The sequence below is a fragment of the Ralstonia pickettii genome (assembly GCF_016466415.2).
GTDB lineage: Bacteria > Pseudomonadota > Gammaproteobacteria > Burkholderiales > Burkholderiaceae > Ralstonia > Ralstonia pickettii.
The window spans coordinates 2,495,158-2,512,875 of record NZ_CP066771.1; the positions used below are offsets into that span (position 1 = coordinate 2,495,158).

The window sequence follows — 17,718 nt, forward strand, 5'->3', positions numbered from 1 at the left end:
GGCATCCGCATGGAAATCTGGTCGGCCACCGTCGACGCCTTCGCCCTGCTTGCCAGCGGCGATGCGGCGTTGTGGCGGATCGTCTGGGTGTCGTTGAAGGTGGCGATCGCGGGGCTGCTGCTGGCGGCGCCCCCCGGTCTGCTCATCGCTTACCTCATCGCCATGCACCGGTTTGCGGGGCGCCGTGCGCTGGTGGTGCTGGCGCAGGCATCGCTGTCGTTTCCGACCGTGCTGATCGGGTTGCTGCTGTATCTGCTGCTTTCGCGCCAGGGCCCGTTGGGCGGCTTCGGGCTGCTGTTCACCCAAGGCGGCATGATCCTCGGACAAGCGGTGCTTGGGCTGCCGGTGATCGTCGCGTTTGCGCTCACCACACTCGAGCGCGCGGATCCGCGTCTCGCAGAAACCGCTCGTGTGCTGGGCGCCGGGCGCGTCCGTTTGCTGTTGACGGTGTTTCGTGAATTGCGCTTCGGCCTCATGGCTGCAGTGGTGGCCGGCTTCGGGCGCGTCATCGCCGAAGTGGGCTCGGCTCTCATGGTCGGCGGCAACATCGAGGGCGTCACGCGCACCATGACCACCGCGATTGCGCTGGAAACAAGCAAGGGCGAGTTCGCACAAGGCATCGCGCTGGGCATCGTGCTGATCGTGCTGGCACTGCTCGTCAACCTTGTGCTGGCGTGGTTGCAAGGGGCTGGCAACTATCGCAGGGAGCCGGCATGAGTGCGTCGTCGCAGCCCACGATGGTGTTTGAAGGCTTGCGCTGCCAGCACGGCGCGCGCGTTCTGTTCGAGATTCCGCGTCTGGCGCTGTCGGCAGGGCACGCGATCGTCATTACCGGCGCAAACGGTGTCGGCAAGACAACGTTGCTGCGCATGCTGGCCGGGCTCGCACCCGCCCATGGTGCGACCGTCGATTTGGGCCGCGGGCAGCAGGCGCTATCGCCCTACCCGGCCGAGCTGCGCGCGCGGCTGACTTACGTGCACCAGCATCCCTACCTGTTCCGCACTTCGGTACGCGCGAATCTTGCTTATGGGCTCATCACGGGCGCGCATCGCGCGGCACGTGCAGAGTTGAATGCCCGCGTCGACGATGCGCTGCGCTGGGCGGGCCTGCAACATGTGGTGGATGTGCCGCCCGAGCGCCTGTCCGGCGGCGAAACGCAACGTCTTGCATTGGCGCGGGCGCGCGCTCTGCACACGGACGTGCTGCTGCTCGACGAACCGACGTCGAACCTGGACGGCGCCGCACGCGAGCAAGTCATTGCACTTGTGGGAGAACTGGCAGCAGAGGGCCGCACGCTGCTGATGGTCTGCCACGACCGCGAACTCATCAACCTGCCCGGCGTGGCGCGCTGGAAGCTAGAGCACGTCGACGGACAGGGCCGGCTCGAAATGCGCGGGCACCACGCCGCGTAGGGCATTGCATACGGCGATGGCCTCGGCGCGGGCGACATCCGCGCGGGTGAGCAAGCGCTCTTGCAGCGGCCCGCCCAGCCACGGCGAAGCGTCTTTCAGCAGCACGGCGCGCATCACCCCCGGCAAGACCCCCGCTGACAGCGGCGGCGTCCACCACGCGCCATCGAGCTTGACCAGCAACGTGCTGCGCCCGCCTTCGGCCAGGGTGCCATCGGCGTTGAAGAACACCGCATCGAATGCACCCTCGCGCTCGGCCGCCTGCCAGGCAGCGTCGTAGCCTTCGCGCAACGTGGTCTTGTGCGTCGGCAGACTGTGCGTGATCTCGCGCGATTGCGGCGCAACGAGCAGGCGGACCGGCGCATCCCAGCTCGCATGCAGCGGCGACAGCGGCACGGCCGATACGTTTGCCGAGCCATTCGGCGTCAGCAATAAGCGCATCCGATAAGCGCCCTCGCCTTCGAGCGTTGCGCACGCACGCGCCACGTCATTCGTCAGCACAGTGCGATCGAACGGGAAACCGAATGCGGCCGCCGACCGCTCCAGCCGCGCCAGATGCCAATCCAGCAGTGGCACGCCCTCGCGCGTCGCGCGCATCGTCTCGAACAACGACAACCCCGGGTCAAGCGCCGTCACGAAGCGCGCTTTCAGTTGGCACTCCGCATATTCGTCGTCGGCGACGCTGTCATGCACGATGCCGGAGCCGATGCCAAGTTCGCCGCGGCGCAGCCCATCGGTGCCGGGCGCGCTCAGCACCAGCGTGCGGATCGCCACCGAGAAACATGCATCGCCCATCGCGCGATCGTCGGCAGGCGCATCGATCCAGCCGATCGCGCCGGTGTACAGGCCGCGCGGCTCCGGCTCCAGCGCCTTGATGATTTCCATCGTCCGCCGCTTGGGCGCGCCCGTGATGGAGCCGCACGGAAACAACGCGCGCAGGCAATCGGCGAAGCCGGTGGCGGGCGGAATCTCGGCCTCCACCGTCGATGTCATCTGCAGCACGCTGCCGAACGGCGTCACCTCGAACAACGCCGGCACGCGCACCGACCCCGCGCGCGCGAGGCGGCCCAGATCGTTGCGCAAGAGGTCGACGATCATCAAGTTCTCGGCGCGGTTCTTTTCGTCTGCGGCCAGCGCGATGGCGCGGGCTTCGTCGACTTCGACGTCGCCCGAGGCTGGCGCGGTGCCCTTCATCGGCCGCGCGACAAGCTGGCCCGCGCGATGCGAAAAGAACAGCTCCGGCGAGCACGACAGAATCGCGGCGCCTTCGGGCAGCCCGATGAAGGCGCCGTACGGCACCGGCTGGCGCGCACGCAGACGCCGATACAACGCCGCCGGCGCGCCGAACGCAGTCATGCGCAGCCGGTACGTGTAGTTGACTTCGTAAGTGTCGCCCGCCGCAATCCAGTCGTGGATGCGCGCGACGGCGTTGGTATAGGTGGCGTGATCAACGCTGGCCGCACAGTCAAACAGACCGGCTGCACCGGTTGCGTCATGCCAGGCGTCGAACAGCCTATCGACCTCTGCCGGCGACAGCACCTGCATCGTGCGAAACAGCAGCACGCGCAGGCGGCCGTCGTGGCCGGGCAATGAAGAAGAGATTTCGGTGGAAGCCGGCAGGCCGACCAGCGGCTCGCCAAACTCGTACGGCGCAACGATCAGGGCATGCAAACCCTGGCGCCAGGCGGCGCGAAGGTCATCGTCCACCCCATCCAGGATGCCGGCCGGCCGGAAGAACTCGCCGGCATAACCGGTGTACCAACGCGAGCACGGCGCACCGCCCGAGGTGGCATCGTCCAGCAGCGCGAACGGCGCGCCGGCCTTTGGCGCTTGGAGCGGCTGCATGACGAAGTCCTGATCGAAGAGTTGGTGTTCAAGAAGCCTCGAAAAGCGTAGCGAGCGGCCCGAGGTTGGTACGAGAAGCGCAGCCGTACATCGGTACGACGAGCATCACAGTGCCAAGCTCGGGCCGCGCAGTAGCTTTGCGCGGCTTCTTACGAGGAGAAGAAGTTCTTCACCTTGTCCATCCACGACTGCTCCTGCGGGCTGTGCCGCGAGCCGCCTTCGTGCACGGACTTGTCGAACTGCTTGAGCAGCTCCTTCTGGTGCTCCGTCAGCTTGACCGGGGTCTCGATGTTGATGTGCACATAGAGATCGCCCGCATAGCCCGAACGCACGCCCTTGATGCCCTTGCCGCGCAGGCGGAACGTCTTGCCGGCCTGGGTGCCCTCGGGCACCGTGAACGAGGCGCGCCCGCCCAATGTCGGCACTTCGATATCGCCGCCAATGGCTGCCGTCGCAAACGAAATCGGCATCTGGCAATGCAGGTCATCGCCGTCGCGCTCGAACACCGGGTGCGGCTTGATGTGGATTTCCACATACAGATCGCCCGGCGGCCCGCCGTTGATGCCCGGCTCGCCATTCCCCGATGAACGGATGCGCATGCCTTCGTCGATGCCGGCGGGGATCTTCACTTCCAGCGTCTTCTGGCTCTTCAGCTTGCCCTGGCCGTGGCACTTGGTACACGGCTTGGGGATGTACTTGCCGCTGCCGTGGCACTTCGGGCAGGTCTGCTGCATCGTGAAGAAGCCCTGCGACACACGGACCTGACCGGCGCCGTGGCACGTCGGGCAGGTCTCCACGCTCGAGCCCGGCTCGGCGCCCTTGCCGTGGCAGTGGTCGCACTCGTCCCAGTGCGGCACTCGGATCTGCGTGTCGTAGCCATGCGCGGCCTGCTCCAGCGTGATCTCCATGCTGTAGCGCAGGTCAGCACCGCGATACATCTGCGGGCCGCCGCCGCGGCGCCCGCCCTGGCCTTGGGCTTGACCGAAGATGTCGCCAAAGATGTCGCCGAAGGCTTCGGCAAAGCCCCCGCCAAAGCCTGCACCGCCCGCGCCGAAGCCGCCGGCCATGTTAGGGTCGACGCCCGCGTGGCCGTACTGGTCGTAGGCAGCTTTCTTTTCTGCATCGGAGAGCATCTCGTAGGCCTCTTTGGCCTCCTTGAATTTCTCTTCCGCTTCCTTGCTGTCCGGATTGCGGTCCGGGTGGTACTTCATCGCGAGCTTGCGATACGCCTTCTTGATCTCGTCGTCGCTCGCGTTTTTGCCCACCCCGAGCACTTCGTAGTAATCACGTTTTGCCATGGTGGCTTCAGTCGTCGCCTGTTTTTTACTGCGTGTCGAATAGCAAAAAAGCCGAGCGTGACATCAGGTGCGTCCCGCACAACCCGATGACCACTGCCCGGCGTACCGTAACGTCCGCCTGGCGGACGATCTGGCTTACTTCTTGTCGTTCACTTCCTTGAACTCGGCGTCGACGACGTTATCGTCGTGCGGAGCGCCTTGTCCGGCTTGCGCGCCTGCCTGGGCACCGGCACTCTGTTCAGCACCAGCGGCCTCGCCCTTGGCTTGCATGTCGGCGTAAACCTTCTCGCCGAGCTTCTGCGAGGCGGTGGCTAGCGCTTCGGTCTTGGCGTCGATCGCGGCCTTGTCGGTGCCCTTCAGGGTCTCTTCAAGTTCCTTGATCGCGGCTTCGATCTTGTCCTTCTCGCCAGCTTCCAGCTTGTCGCCGTACTCGCCCAGTGCCTTCTTGGTCGAGTGCACCAGCGCTTCACCCTGGTTGCGGGAGTCGACCAGTTCGCGCAGCTTCTTGTCTTCCTCGGCGTTGGCCTCGGCGTCCTTCACCATGCGCTCGATCTCGGCTTCCGACAGGCCGGAACTTGCCTTGATCGTGATCTTGTTTTCCTTGCCGGTCGCCTTGTCCTTGGCGCCCACGTGCAGGATACCGTTGGCGTCGATGTCGAACGACACTTCAATCTGCGGCGTGCCGCGCGGTGCCGGCGGAATGCCTTCCAGGTTGAATTCGCCGAGCAACTTGTTGCCGGAAGCCATCTCGCGCTCGCCCTGGTAGACCTTGATCGTCACGGCCGGCTGGTTGTCGTCAGCAGTCGAGAATGTCTGCGAGAACTTGGTCGGGATGGTCGTGTTCTTGCCGATCATCTTGGTCATCACGCCACCCAGCGTTTCGATGCCCAGCGACAGCGGCGTCACGTCCAGCAGCAGCACGTCGGTACGGTCACCGCCGAGCACCTGGCCCTGGATGGCGGCGCCCACGGCAACGGCCTCGTCCGGGTTCACGTCCTTGCGGGCTTCCTTGCCGAAGAACTCCTTCACCTTCTCCTGCACCTTCGGCATACGCGTCATGCCGCCCACCAGGATCACGTCGTGGATGTCCGACACCTTCACGCCTGCATCCTTGATGGCGGTGCGGCACGGATCGATCGTGCGGGCGATCAGGTCTTCGACCAGCGCTTCCAACTTGGCGCGCGTGATCTTCAGGTTCAAGTGCTTCGGACCCGAGGCATCCGCCGTGATGTACGGCAGGTTGATTTCGGTCTGCTGCGTGCTCGACAGCTCGATCTTGGCCTTTTCAGCGGCTTCCTTCAGGCGTTGCAGCGCGAGCACGTCCTTCGACAGGTCGACGCCCTGCTCCTTCTTGAACTCGCCGATGATGTAATCGATGATGCGCTGGTCGAAATCTTCGCCGCCCAGGAACGTATCGCCGTTGGTCGACAGCACTTCGAACTGCTTCTCGCCGTCCACGTCGGCAATCTCGATGATCGAGATGTCGAACGTGCCGCCGCCGAGGTCGTACACGGCGATCTTGCGGTCGCCCTTCTCGTTCTTGTCCAGGCCGAATGCCAGCGCAGCCGCGGTCGGCTCGTTGATGATGCGCTTGACGTCCAGACCGGCGATGCGGCCGGCATCCTTGGTGGCTTGGCGCTGCGAATCGTTGAAGTACGCCGGCACCGTGATCACGGCTTCGGTCACTTCCTCGCCCAGGTAGTCCTCGGCGGTTTTCTTCATCTTGCGCAGGACTTCAGCGGAAATCTGCGGCGGCGCCAGCTTCTGGCCACGCACTTCCACCCAGGCGTCGCCGTTGTCGGCCTTGGTGATGGTGTACGGCATCAGGCCGATGTCCTTCTGGACCTCTTTTTCTTCAAACTTGCGGCCGATCAGGCGCTTGACGGCATACAGCGTGTTCTTCGGGTTGGTCACCGCCTGGCGCTTGGCCGGGGCACCGACCAGGATCTCGCCGTCTTCCATGTAGGCGATGATCGACGGGGTGGTGCGTGCGCCTTCGGCGTTTTCGATCACCTTGGGGGTGTTGCCCTCCATGATGGCGACGCAGCTATTGGTGGTACCCAAGTCGATACCGATGATTTTGCCCATGTTCTTGCTCCTCGAATCTGGTGTCAGGACTGCACTGAATACAAACTTGGATCGGATGTGGGAGTGCCGTCCGGCTTTTCAAGGCCGAATTTTGAAAAGTTGAGCATTTTGGCCGGTTTTTCTTGGGAAAGCACCCGAAAACGTGCGCTACCGGGCAAAAACGTGCGTTTCGAACGCCCGCAGCCTCAAACCGGGCACAAAAGGTCTCGGTGTTACCCTTGCGCGCATTGCCACGTGCCGGACGCCAACCCGGCTTTTGCGCCCATGCCTTCGCATCCGCTTCGATCCATTCTTGGCGCTGCGCTCCTTGCCGCATGCGCCGTGCCCTCTGCCGATGCCGCCGTTGCCCTGCTCCAGCCTTCCCGCCGCATCGACGCCAACCAGCCCTTCACCCTGACCCTGGTCGTTTCCGGCGACGCCGCGCAGCGCAGCTACGCGGTACCGGCCAGGCTACGCGTCACGGCCACCGCGGATCTGCAAGGCACTGTGGAAGTGATCCTCCACCGACTTAACGCGGGGGCGGAGACCCTGCATCTGCGTCCGGGGCAGGTCCGCACCATCGCCTACACGGGCACGCTGCCAGAGGTGCTGCGTGGTACGGTTCGAATCGATGTTCCCGATCTGGATGCGGCACCGGTACTGGTCACACTCGTGCGCGGCCCTGACGCTCCGCAGATCGCTGCGGAAGGCGCACCCGATGGCGCTGTCCGCAACGCCGCGGCCGAAGCGATCCGGCCAGACGGCGCGCTGGGCACCAACCCCAGCGCCCCAGCTGCCAGCGCAACCGCTACACCCCCCATTCCCGTAGCCGTGGCGGGCAGCGGCGAGGCTGCCCGCCCGCCCGAAGAAACCGCGCGTCTGACTTTCCACGAACCCATGTTCGCCGCCATCGGGGCGCACGAAGGGTTGAACGCCAAGTTCCAGCTGAGCTTCAAATTTCGGATTTTTCAGCCGGAAAACCCGGCATCGGCAGCGCTGCTGGATAACCTGTACTTCGGATATACGCAGTTCTCGCTATGGGATCTGGGCAAGGAATCGGCGCCATTCCGGGATACGAATTACCGGCCGAGCGTCTTCTATTACCGCCCCGACACGGGCATCCATGGCGGTGCGCTCACACGGCTGTCGTTCGCGGGCGGCATCGAGCACGAATCGAACGGCCGCGGCGGCGATGCCTCACGCGCCATCAACACCGTCTTCGTACGACCGACATTCCACTTTGGTGACCTGAATGATTTCCACTGGAAGTTCGAGCCCAAGCTTTACGCCTACCTCACACGCAGCGGCAACACCGATATCGCGCACTACCGTGGCTTTGGCGATTTCCGCGTGTCGTACGGTGCGCCCAACGGCTGGGAACTGGCCGCCACGCTGCGCAAGGGCACCCGTAAGGCCTATGGGAGCGTGGACGCGCAAGTGACATACCCCATGAGCCGGATCTTCACCGGCACGGCCGGCTATCTGTTCATTCAGTATTTCACCGGCTATGGCGAGAGCCTGCTGGACTACAACCGCAAGCTGGGCTCGCAGTTGCGCGTCGGGTACAGCCTCTCGCGATAGGACGCAGCCGGCTTACAGCGTGTGCTGGCCTGCGGCCTCCGGCTGGAACGCCACGCGATCGATGCGCAACGAACGCTGAGCACCATTGGGCGCGGAGTATTTGACCGACTTGCCCGCGCGCGCGCCCAGCAGCGCAGCGCCCATGGGCGAGAGCACCGACAGCTTGGCCGACGCCACGTTGGCCTCTTCCGGGTAGACGAGCGTCCACTCTTGCTCTGCACCGGTGTCATCCACCACGCACACGACCGAGTTCATGGTCACCACATCGGCGGGAATCTTGTTGCCGGGCACCACATTGGCACGTGCAATCAGGTCGTCGACCAGACCTGCCAGCGGCGAGTTGCTGCCGGCGCGGTTGGCGGCGTTTTCCAGCCGGGTGAGGTCCAGCTCGGTCAAGTAGATGGCGGCTGCTTTGGCCATGACGATCTCCTACAAGTCTGTGTTCAACACGAAGCAAAGCCGCTGCCGATCGCCCTACAGGGCCAACGCAAAGCAGCGGCAAGGAAACCAGCGGGCACGCAGGCCGGCCGGCGGGTAACACGCACTAAAACTGCTGGTGAAAGAGAGCGAGCCCGGCGGCAACGTGCCGCAGGGGCACTAGAACGACCGCCGGGCGGCGGCAAGGGCCGCGGTCATCGCCTGAGCGGCGCGCGGCAAGGTGCGCGCCATGCGCTTGGGGCGCACAGCACGGAAAGGCGAAGCAAGAAAGAAGGCCGCAGCCATGGGCATCGACGTCATGATGGTCGCAGCCTCAGACAAGCGGCTTGCCGGCCAGCTTGTTGCGCGCATTGGCAACGGCGGCGGCAAACTGCGCGTGGCCATGCCAGCCGGTCGCCCGGCCCAGCTTCTTGCCACGATGGAAAAACATGAACACGGGAATACCGTGGAGGGCAAAGCGCTGGCCCAACTCCGGGTGCGCGTAGACGTTGGCATGGAGCCACTTCAGCCCCAGTTCACGCACAGCACCGGATTGCGCAAGCATGGCCTTCTTGGCCATTTCGCAGTTGAAGCAATCGACGCCCCAGAAAAACACGCACACCAGCGCATCCCCCGCAGCGGCGACGGCCGCGTCGAAGGTCTCGGTATTCACTTCGCGCATGCCGAACGCCGCGAACGCGGTCTTGTCGACCGGGATCGCACCGTGGGCATCTGGCGAAGTGGCTGTGCTGTGGAGCATGGGGCGCGTTTGCCTTACTTAGGCGCTGCCACCGTCACGAGGGCCGGACGCAGCACGCGGTCAGCCAGCGTGTAACCGCGCTGGAGGACGGCGACCACGGTATTGGCCTCCTGATCTGCCGGCACCATCGAAATGGCTTGATGACGATGGGGGTCGAACTTTTCCCCCACCGGGTTCAACTCGGTGACTCGGCCCTTTTCGAATGCGGCATACAACTGCTTGAGCGTCAGTTCAACGCCCTCGCGCAGTTTGGCGGCATCGCCCGAAGTGTCGGCCAAGGCGGCTTGCAGGCTGTCCATGACGGGCAGCAGATATTCGGCGAAGCCTTCGATGGCGAATTTGTGGGCCTTGGCCACATCGTCCTGACCACGGCGGCGGATGTTCTCGCATTCGGCGGTGGCGCGGGCCCAGTTTTCGTAGTTCTGGCGGGCCTTCTCTTCCGCGGCTTCGAGTTGACGGCGCAGTTCAGCGACGTCTACGTCAGCCACGGCTTCTGCCACGGCGGCTTCGTCACCGGCGACAGCCTGGGCGTCCGCGCTTGCGCGCTGCGCCTGGCTCGAATAGGCATGGGCCGCTTGGCCCGTCGCCGATGCGTTCGGCTGGGTGGCTTGGCTGTCCGATGGCATGTCCGAGTTCGAGGGGGTGTCCGAAGTGTGTTTCATAGCGCTGGATAAAGGGGATCGACGCACGGCATGTGCCCGGAATCGATCCGCTGGATTTTTACAAACGATTTGTCCCCGTTATGGGGCATTTGGCGCGCTTTTCAAGGGCGCCGGATGCGCGACAACTGTGCGCCGTGCATCACGAAATATGGGGTTACAACTTTCATCAGACTGCCACGGCACAGCAATTGCGACGCCCCAATTGGCCGCCTATGATGCAAGAAAAAATTGGGGGGCGCGAGCTTCATTGAGGGTTCGTACCATGCATAACAAATTGCCCGTTCTGACCGTGCTCCTGCTGTTGACCCTGACCGCAGCCACAACGTTCATTTGCCTGTCTGGCGCCGTCACGCCGCGTTATACGGAGTACGGTAGCGGTAAGGCATTTTTCAAGCATTACATCATCAAGCCTGCACAGATGCAGCAGATGCCGCGCGGCTTGATGAGCGTGTCAAGTTAGCACACACTCGCGCGGATCGCTTCATTCTCCGCCGAGTTTGTCGATGCGCCGCCGGTCTCGCTTAGTGGGCCGGCCGGCAATTTGTGTGGCGGGTTCCCGATACAGTCGGCGTTTGTCGGCGCTCTCCTGGCGTTTTAAGCGGCTGATGTCCGTCTCGGCATAGAGGGTTTGAGCGACCGAAGCCGGGCCGCGCACTTCCGCCAGCGCCAATACCTCCACTTCCCACTGCTGTTCATGCGCGTGCACGCGCACGTGATCGCCGATTTTGACTTCTTTGGCGGGGCGAACCCCCTGATCGTTGACCTGCACGCGACCACGCTCCACCGCATCCGTCGCCTGCGAGCGCGTCTTGAAAAAGCGTGCCGCCCACAGCCATTTGTCGATGCGCACGCGATCGGCAGCGTCGGTGCTCACCTTCATGCGGCGGCCCCCTTGCTCTGCGCACGCGTGCGGCTGGCCTCCAGTACATGCGGATGCGTAAGGGTGAGCGGCCAGCCCTGCAGATGCGCCAGCGCGATGTCGGCAATGCCGGCAATCCACGCTTCGCTGTCGTTCAGGCACGGGATGTAGTGGAACTCCTTGCCGCCGGCGACACGGAAGGTCGACTGCCCTTCCATGGCGATCTCTTCCAGCGTTTCCAGGCAATCTGCCGGAAAACCCGGGCAGAACACGTCCACACGATTGGTGCCGACGCGGCCAAGCTCTTCCAGCGTGGGCGCGGTGTACGGCTGAAGCCATTCGGCGCGGCCAAAGCGTGACTGGAACGTGACCAGATACTGACCCGGCTGCAGGCCGAGCGCCTCACCCAGCAAGCGGCCGGTCTTCAGGCATTCGCAGTGATACGGATCGCCCAATTCCAGCGTCCGTCGCGGCACACCATGGAATGACAGCACCAGCTTGTCGCCGTGCGCGAAGTCGGGCGCACCATGCTGTGCCCAATACGCCCCCACCTGCTGGTGCAGCGCATTGATGTAAGCGGGGTCATCGTGAAAATGCTTGACGAGCCGCAACTCCGGCTGATTGCGCATTTCGCCCAGCACACGGAAAACCTCATCGAAGGCCGTCGCGGTGGTGGTGCCGGAATATTGCGGATACATCGGCAGCACGAGGATGCGTTCGACGCCCTGCTTGCGCAGTGCCTGCATGACGGACGGGATCGACGGATTGCCGTAGCGCATCGCGCAGGCAACCACCACATCGTGGCCCTGGGTGTTTAGCAACTGCTGCAACGCATGCGCCTGACGCTCGCTGTAGACGAGCAACGGCGAGCCCGTCATGTTGGCCTCGCGCAGCCATATGCTTTCGTACTTGTGCGCCGACGCCCGCGAGCGTAGCGGCACGATCAGCACGTTGAGGATGAACCACCACACGGCGCGCGGAATTTCAACCACGCGGGGGTCGGACAGGAACTGACGCAGGTAGCGGCCGACCTCGCGCGGCGATGTACCGTCAGGCGTACCGAGGTTGACGAGCAGGATCGCCGTGCGATCGGGCTGGCCGTGCTGGAACAGGGGTTCGGGCAAGAAGGGCATGGGCGCGGGTTCGCGGTAGACCGGCCGATTATACGAGCCGATTCATCGCGTGTTCCTTACGCCGCCACGGCGCCGTCCTTGACCACACCCACACACGGGTTAAGCCCCATCGCGTACGCCAGATCGGCGGGCCGGTCGATGCGCCACAGAGCGAAATCGGCCGCGCAGCCCGGAGCCAGCACGCCACACGTGCCGGACAGGCCCAGCGCTGCGGCAGCATGACGCGTGGCGCCGGTCAGCGCTTCCAGCGGCGTCAGGCGGAACAGCGTGCATGCCATGTTCATCGCCAGCAGCAGCGACGACATCGGCGATGTGCCGGGGTTGCAGTCCGTCGACACGGCCATGGGCACACCGGCGGCGCGCAGGGCGGCCATCGGCGGCAGGCGCGTTTCGCGCAGGCAGTAGAACGCGCCGGGCAGCAGCACGGCGACCGTGCCGGCTTGCGCCATGGCTGCGATGCCGGCCTCGGTCAGACATTCAAGGTGATCCGCTGACAGGCCGCCGTAGCGAGCCACCAGCGCCGCGCCGCCCTGATCCGAGAGCTGCTCGGCGTGCAGCTTGACCGGCAAGCCGTGGCGCTGCGCCGCGTCGAACATGCGCGCCGTCTGTGCGGGCGTGAAGCCAATGGTTTCGCAGAAGGCGTCAACAGCATCGACCAGACCCTCCGCAGCGAGCGCGGGCAGCACATCGGCGCAGAGATGATCGATGTAGTCATCTGCACGGCCGGCGAATTCGGGCGGCACCGCATGCGCGCCGAGGAATGTTGTTCGCACGCGCACCGGCAATGACTGGCCGAAGCGCCGTGCAACGCGCAGCATGCGGCGCTCGGTTTCGAGGTTCAGGCCGTAGCCGGACTTGATTTCGACTGTGGTGACACCTTCGGCGCGCAGCGCATTCAGGCGAGGCAGGCTGGCTTCGGCCAACGCGTCTTCGCTGGCCGCCCGCGTGGCGCGAACGGTCGAGAGGATGCCGCCGCCCGCGCGCGCGATCTCTTCGTAAGGCACGCCGTTCAGGCGCGCTTCAAATTCATTGCTGCGGTTGCCGGCGTAGACGAGGTGCGTGTGGCAATCGATCAGGCCCGGCGTGAGCCACGCGCCGCCGCCGTCGTGCTCCCGCGTGGCGCGGGCGTTGACGGGCAGATCGGCCCGGTAGCCAAGCCACGCAATGCGGCCGTTCTTGACGGCGATGGCACCGTCGCGGATCTCGCCGTAGCCGTCAGCGTCGGCGGTGAGCGTGGCGAGGTGGACGTTGGTCCAGAGCGCATCCCAGTACGGATTGGCCGGATCAGCCATGTGTGGTTCCTTGCAGGCCAATGCCGTCTGCTACCCGTGCCACTAGGCGGGCAGCAACACGTGCCGTGTGGTTGTCAATGTCGAGCGACGGGTTCAGTTCCGCCACGTCCGCCAGCCGCAGCCTGCCCGAGCTGACCACGCGATCGACGATGGGCTCGATCACGTCCATCCCCACGCCGCGTGCAGACGGTGCGCTCACGCCCGGGGCCACCGCGGCCGGCAGCACGTCCAGGCACATCGTCAGATAGACGTGGTCGACCTGACTCAGGAACACCTCGACCACCTTCAGCACGTGCGCGAGCTGCGTGACGTCCATCTCGTCGTCGTGCATCCAGCGCACGCCGAGCTGGCGCGCACGCGCGAACAGCGCTTCGGTGTTGGCGTAAGTGCTCACGCCGAGGCAGGCGTAGTGGAACGGCCAGCCTCGCCGCGCGCAGTCTTCGGCGATCTGGCGGAAGGGCGTGCCCGAGCTGCCGCGCTCGCCGGCGCGCAAATCGAAATGCGCGTCCAGGTTGAGAATGCCGATACGCGGCGGCTGGTCGGATTTTGCCGCCAGGTGCCGCGCCAAGCCGCCAAACGAGGCCCATGCGATCTCGTGCCCGCCGCCGAGCGCGATCGGAAATGCGCCGCGGTCGAGCAGATCGTGCAGCACGCCGGACAACTCGCTCTGCGCGTCTTCCAGCGCATCGCCCTGGCATGTCACGTCTCCCGCGTCGACGACCTCACGGCCGGCACGCGCGGGCAGGTTCGCCAGCATCTTGCGGATGGCAGCGGGGCCCGCCTGGGCACCGGTTCGCCCGTGGTTGCGCGCGACACCCGCATCGCAGGCAAAACCCGCCAGGGCGACGGTGTTGGCCAGCGGCGTCGATGCATCGATACGGCGCACCGTCTGGTGCCAACGCTGGCCCAGGGGGCCTTCCTCCGCATCGACGCGGCCTCGCCAGACGTTCGGTTCGGCTTGGGCGAGCATGGTCAGACGAGTGCGAGTTCGCCCACGTGCGCGCGGCACGAGTCACCCAGGTCGCCATCGAGTACGAGGCGACGGGCGGCTTCGATGTCGGGAGCGAACAGGCGATCTTCACCGTAGTACGCCACGCGCGCGCGGATGCAGCCATGTGCCTTCTGCAGCGTGTCGGACGTCGCCAGCGGCTTGTGAAAGTCGATGCCCTGCGCTGCCGCCAGCGCTTCGATGCCGACGATGGTGGCGGTGTTCTCCGCCATGTCCTGCAAACGGCGGCCGGCGAAGGTCGCCATGCTGACGTGGTCTTCCTGGTTGGCGGAGGTCGGCAGGCTGTCGACGCTGGCCGGGTGGGCGAACGTCTTGTTTTCCGAGGCCAGCGCCGCTGCCGTGACGTGCGCGATCATGAAGCCCGAGTTCAGGCCCGGTTGCTCGACCAGGAACGGCGGCAGGCCGGACAGCGTGGAGTCGATCAGCAGCGCGATGCGGCGCTCCGACAGCGCACCGATCTCGGCAATCGCCAGAGCGAGCATGTCGGCGGCAAACGCCACCGGTTCGGCGTGGAAGTTGCCGCCCGAGATCACCTCACCGGCGTCGGCGTAGACCAGCGGGTTGTCGGTGACGGCGTTGGCTTCGGTGAGCAGCGTGGCGCCGGCCTGGCGGATCAGGTCGAAGCACGCGCCCATGACTTGCGGCTGGCAGCGCAGGCTGTACGGGTCTTGCACGCGCTTGTCGCCCACGAGGTGAGACTGACGGATGGCGCTGCCGGCAAGCAGGTTGCGGTACACGGCCGCGGTGGCGATCTGGCCGGCTTGCCCACGCACAGTGTGCACGCGCGGGTCGAACGGCGCGTCGCTGCCCTTGGCGGCATCCACCGACAACGCACCCGACACCGTGGCGGCTTGCAGCAGTCGCTCGGCCAGGAACAGGCCGTTGAGCGCCAACGCGGTCGACACCTGCGTGCCGTTGATGAGTGCCAGGCCTTCCTTGGCGGCCAGCGCGATCGGCTCGATGCCCGCGGCAGCCTGTGCCGCACGTGCCGGGGTGCGTACGCCGTTCACGCGCACGTCGCCTTCGCCCAGCAGGGCCAGCGTCATGTGCGCCAGCGGCGCCAGATCGCCCGACGCGCCCACCGAACCCTTGGACGGAATGCAGGGCACGATGCCGGCGTTCAACAGCGCCAGCAACGTGTCGATCACGACACGGCGCACGCCCGAATACCCACGGGCGAGGCTCGCTGCCTTCATCAGCAGCACCAGCCGCGCGACGTTATCGCTCAAGTCTTCACCGGTGCCGACAGCGTGCGACAGGATCAGGTTGCGTTGCAGGCGCTCCAGCTCGTGCGTGGGGATCTGCGTCTTGGCCAGCAAGCCGAAACCGGTATTGATGCCGTAGGCCGGGTCGCCCTTGGCAACGATGGCCTGCACGGTAGCTGCCGAGGCTTCGATGGCGGCCGCGCAATCGCCCGACAGCGCAACAGGCGTGGGGGCGAGCCAGACGCGACGCAGGTCGGCAAAGGACATTTCGCCCGGCTGCAGCGTGATGATGGGGGGCGTGGTCATGGTGTTCATAGCAATGCGAGAGGATGTCTTTAACTTAGCCGATCATCGGCAGGTTCAAACCGTTGCGCTTGGCGCAGGCGATGGCGGTTTCGTAACCGGCATCGGCATGGCGCATGACGCCCGAGCCCGAATCGTTGACGAGCACACGGCCCAGGCGCTTGGCGGCCGCGTCGGTGCCGTCGGCGACGATCACCACGCCCGAGTGCTGCGAATAGCCCATGCCGACACCGCCGCCATGGTGCAGCGACACCCACGTCGCACCGCCGGCCGTGTTGAGCAGCGCGTTGAGCAGCGGCCAGTCCGACACGGCGTCGGTGCCGTCGCGCATAGCTTCGGTTTCGCGGTTGGGGCTGGCGACCGAGCCCGTGTCGAGGTGATCGCGGCCGATCACGATCGGCGCCTTCAGCTCGCCGTTCTTGACCATCTCGTTGAAGGCCAGGCCGGCCAGGTGACGCTCGCCCAAGCCCAGCCAGCAGATCCGTGCGGGCAACCCTTGGAAGGCGATGCGATCACGCGCCATGTCGAGCCAGCGATGGACGTGCGTGTTGTGCGGGAAGAGTTCCTTGATCTTGGCGTCGGTCTTGTAGATGTCTTCCGGATCGCCTGACAGCGCCACCCAGCGGAATGGGCCCTTGCCTTCGCAGAACAGCGGTCGGATGTAGGCCGGCACGAACCCCGGGAAATCGAAGGCGTTCTTCACGCCCTGGTCGAACGCGACCTGGCGGATGTTGTTGCCGTAATCGACGGTCGGGATGCCCATGGCCTGGAAATCCAGCATGGCCTGCACGTGTACGGCGCAGGACTTGGCGGCCTCGTCAGTCAGGCGGGCGTGCTGCGACGGGTCACGTTGCGCAGCACGCCATTGCTCGACCGTCCAGCCCATCGGCAGGTAGCCGTTGACCAGATCATGCGCCGAGGTCTGGTCGGTCACCAGATCCGGCTTCAGGCCACCGGCGCGGGCACGCTTGACCAGCTCCGGCAGGATTTCCGCCGCATTGCCGAGCAAGCCGATGGACACGGCCTCGCCGCGCTCGCAATGGTGGCGAATCAGGTTGAATGCGTCGTCGATGTCCTTGGCTTGCTTGTCGAGGTAGCGCGTACGCAGGCGGAAATCGATGCTCGATTGCTGGCACTCGATGTTCAGCGACACGGCACCGGCCAGCGTGGCGGCCAGAGGCTGCGCGCCGCCCATGCCGCCCAGGCCCGCCGTGAGAATCCAGCGGCCAGCGAGCTTGCCGTCGTAATGTTGACGACCGGCTTCGGCAAACGTCTCGTACGTGCCTTGCACGATGCCTTGGCTGCCGATGTAGATCCAGCTGCCGGCGGTCATCTGGCCGTACATGAACAGGCCCTTGCGATCCAGCTCGTTGAAGTGCTCCCAGTTCGCCCACTTGGGCACTAGGTTGGAGTTGGCGATCAAGACGCGCGGTGCATCCGGGTGGGTCTTGAACACGCCCACCGGCTTACCCGATTGCACGAGCAGCGATTCGTCGTCGTTCAGCTCGCGCAGCGTTTCCAGGATCTTGTCGAAGCAGGCCCAGTCGCGCGCGGCGCGGCCAATACCGCCGTAGACGACGAGGTGCTTGGGGTTCTCGGCCACATCGGGGTCGAGGTTGTTCTGCAGCATGCGATAGGCCGCTTCGGTCAGCCAGCTCTTGCAGTGCAGTTCGGTGCCGCGGGGGGCGCGGATTTCGCGCGCGGCGTCGTAGCGCGGGTCGTTGGTCAGGTGGGCAGCGTGGGTCGGGGCGTTCATGTGAGGTCTCCTGCGAACTCCTTTGTCATGGAGCGCATCTTATGTTGTATATACAACTTAAGCAAGAAAACTTTACAAGCTAAGAGCAAACCCTGATGATGACCGCCAACCGCACATCACTT

16 protein-coding genes are annotated in these 17,718 nt (G+C 65.1%); 4 read left to right on the forward strand and 12 right to left on the reverse strand.

Features of this window, described 5'->3' with window-relative positions:
* Positions 1-9: 9 nt before the first annotated feature.
* Both RP6297_RS11840 and RP6297_RS11845 read left to right on the forward strand, forming a co-directional pair.
* Positions 10-717: an ABC transporter permease gene (locus tag RP6297_RS11840; RefSeq protein ID WP_004631691.1), complete on the forward strand. Its 708-nt coding sequence runs from the start codon at positions 10-12 to the stop codon at positions 715-717.
* Entirely contained in the window at positions 714-1,412 is a 699-nt protein-coding gene (locus tag RP6297_RS11845; RefSeq protein WP_009241425.1) for an ABC transporter ATP-binding protein, read from the forward strand. The genes RP6297_RS11840 and RP6297_RS11845 overlap by 4 nt, the downstream gene beginning before the upstream one ends.
* On the opposite strand, the gene RP6297_RS11850 is transcribed toward RP6297_RS11845, so the two are convergent.
* The 3 genes from RP6297_RS11850 to dnaK all read right to left on the reverse strand — a co-directional run bounded on the left by RP6297_RS11850 (position 1,356) and on the right by dnaK (position 6,640).
* Complete coding sequence (locus RP6297_RS11850) at positions 1,356-3,254, reverse strand: bifunctional chorismate-binding protein/class IV aminotransferase (protein ID WP_009241426.1); 1,899 nt, start codon at positions 3,252-3,254, stop codon at positions 1,356-1,358. The two genes, RP6297_RS11845 and RP6297_RS11850, sit on opposite strands and share 57 nt — an antisense overlap.
* Positions 3,255-3,403: 149 nt before the next feature.
* Positions 3,404-4,552: a molecular chaperone DnaJ gene (gene dnaJ / locus RP6297_RS11855; protein WP_009241427.1), complete on the reverse strand. Its 1,149-nt coding sequence runs from the start codon at positions 4,550-4,552 to the stop codon at positions 3,404-3,406.
* Between the two features lie 135 nt (positions 4,553-4,687).
* A complete protein-coding gene (dnaK, locus tag RP6297_RS11860) occupies positions 4,688-6,640 on the reverse strand; it encodes a molecular chaperone DnaK (protein ID WP_009241428.1) in 1,953 nt (650 codons plus the stop codon).
* Positions 6,641-6,904: 264 nt separating this feature from the next.
* On the opposite strand from dnaK, the gene RP6297_RS11865 reads away from it, so the two are divergent.
* Positions 6,905-8,200 carry a phospholipase A gene (locus tag RP6297_RS11865; RefSeq protein ID WP_009241429.1) on the forward strand — a complete coding sequence of 432 codons (1,296 nt, stop codon included), beginning with the start codon at positions 6,905-6,907 and terminating at the stop codon, positions 8,198-8,200.
* Positions 8,201-8,212: 12 nt separating this feature from the next.
* Here RP6297_RS11865 and rnk read toward each other — a convergent pair whose 3' ends face one another.
* The 3 genes from rnk to grpE all read right to left on the reverse strand — a co-directional run bounded on the left by rnk (position 8,213) and on the right by grpE (position 10,039).
* The gene (rnk, locus tag RP6297_RS11870) at positions 8,213-8,620 is read right to left on the reverse strand and encodes a nucleoside diphosphate kinase regulator (protein WP_009241430.1); all 408 of its coding nucleotides are present in this window, start codon (positions 8,618-8,620) and stop codon (positions 8,213-8,215) included.
* A gap of 331 nt (positions 8,621-8,951) precedes the next feature.
* The gene (locus RP6297_RS11875) at positions 8,952-9,377 is read right to left on the reverse strand and encodes a thioredoxin family protein (RefSeq protein WP_009241431.1); all 426 of its coding nucleotides are present in this window, start codon (positions 9,375-9,377) and stop codon (positions 8,952-8,954) included.
* Positions 9,378-9,391: 14 nt separating this feature from the next.
* A complete protein-coding gene (gene grpE / locus RP6297_RS11880) occupies positions 9,392-10,039 on the reverse strand; it encodes a nucleotide exchange factor GrpE (protein WP_009241432.1) in 648 nt (215 codons plus the stop codon).
* Positions 10,040-10,301: 262 nt separating this feature from the next.
* On the opposite strand from grpE, the gene RP6297_RS22765 reads away from it, so the two are divergent.
* Positions 10,302-10,499: a hypothetical protein gene (locus tag RP6297_RS22765; protein ID WP_009241433.1), complete on the forward strand. Its 198-nt coding sequence runs from the start codon at positions 10,302-10,304 to the stop codon at positions 10,497-10,499.
* A 21-nt stretch (positions 10,500-10,520) separates the two neighbouring features.
* Here the strand turns inward: RP6297_RS22765 and RP6297_RS11890 are convergent, their stop codons facing one another.
* Genes RP6297_RS11890 through hutU form a run of 6 tightly spaced genes read right to left on the reverse strand, consistent with a single transcriptional unit; the run spans position 10,521 to position 17,596 of the window.
* On the reverse strand, positions 10,521-10,919 hold the full coding sequence (locus RP6297_RS11890) for an RNA-binding S4 domain-containing protein (protein WP_009241434.1): 399 nt from the start codon (positions 10,917-10,919) through the stop codon (positions 10,521-10,523).
* A complete protein-coding gene (gene hemH, locus RP6297_RS11895) occupies positions 10,916-12,031 on the reverse strand; it encodes a ferrochelatase (protein WP_009241435.1) in 1,116 nt (371 codons plus the stop codon). Before hemH ends, RP6297_RS11890 begins: the two co-directional genes overlap by 4 nt.
* A gap of 56 nt (positions 12,032-12,087) precedes the next feature.
* Entirely contained in the window at positions 12,088-13,323 is a 1,236-nt protein-coding gene (hutI, locus tag RP6297_RS11900; RefSeq protein WP_009241436.1) for an imidazolonepropionase, read from the reverse strand.
* Positions 13,316-14,293, reverse strand: coding sequence for a formimidoylglutamase (gene hutG / locus RP6297_RS11905; RefSeq protein ID WP_009241437.1), 978 nt, complete (start codon positions 14,291-14,293; stop codon positions 13,316-13,318). The genes hutI and hutG overlap by 8 nt, the downstream gene beginning before the upstream one ends.
* A gap of 2 nt (positions 14,294-14,295) precedes the next feature.
* The gene (hutH, locus tag RP6297_RS11910; protein WP_009241438.1) at positions 14,296-15,852 is read right to left on the reverse strand and encodes a histidine ammonia-lyase; all 1,557 of its coding nucleotides are present in this window, start codon (positions 15,850-15,852) and stop codon (positions 14,296-14,298) included.
* Between the two features lie 25 nt (positions 15,853-15,877).
* Entirely contained in the window at positions 15,878-17,596 is a 1,719-nt protein-coding gene (gene hutU, locus RP6297_RS11915) for a urocanate hydratase (RefSeq protein WP_009241439.1), read from the reverse strand.
* Between the last annotated feature and the right edge of the window lie 122 nt (positions 17,597-17,718).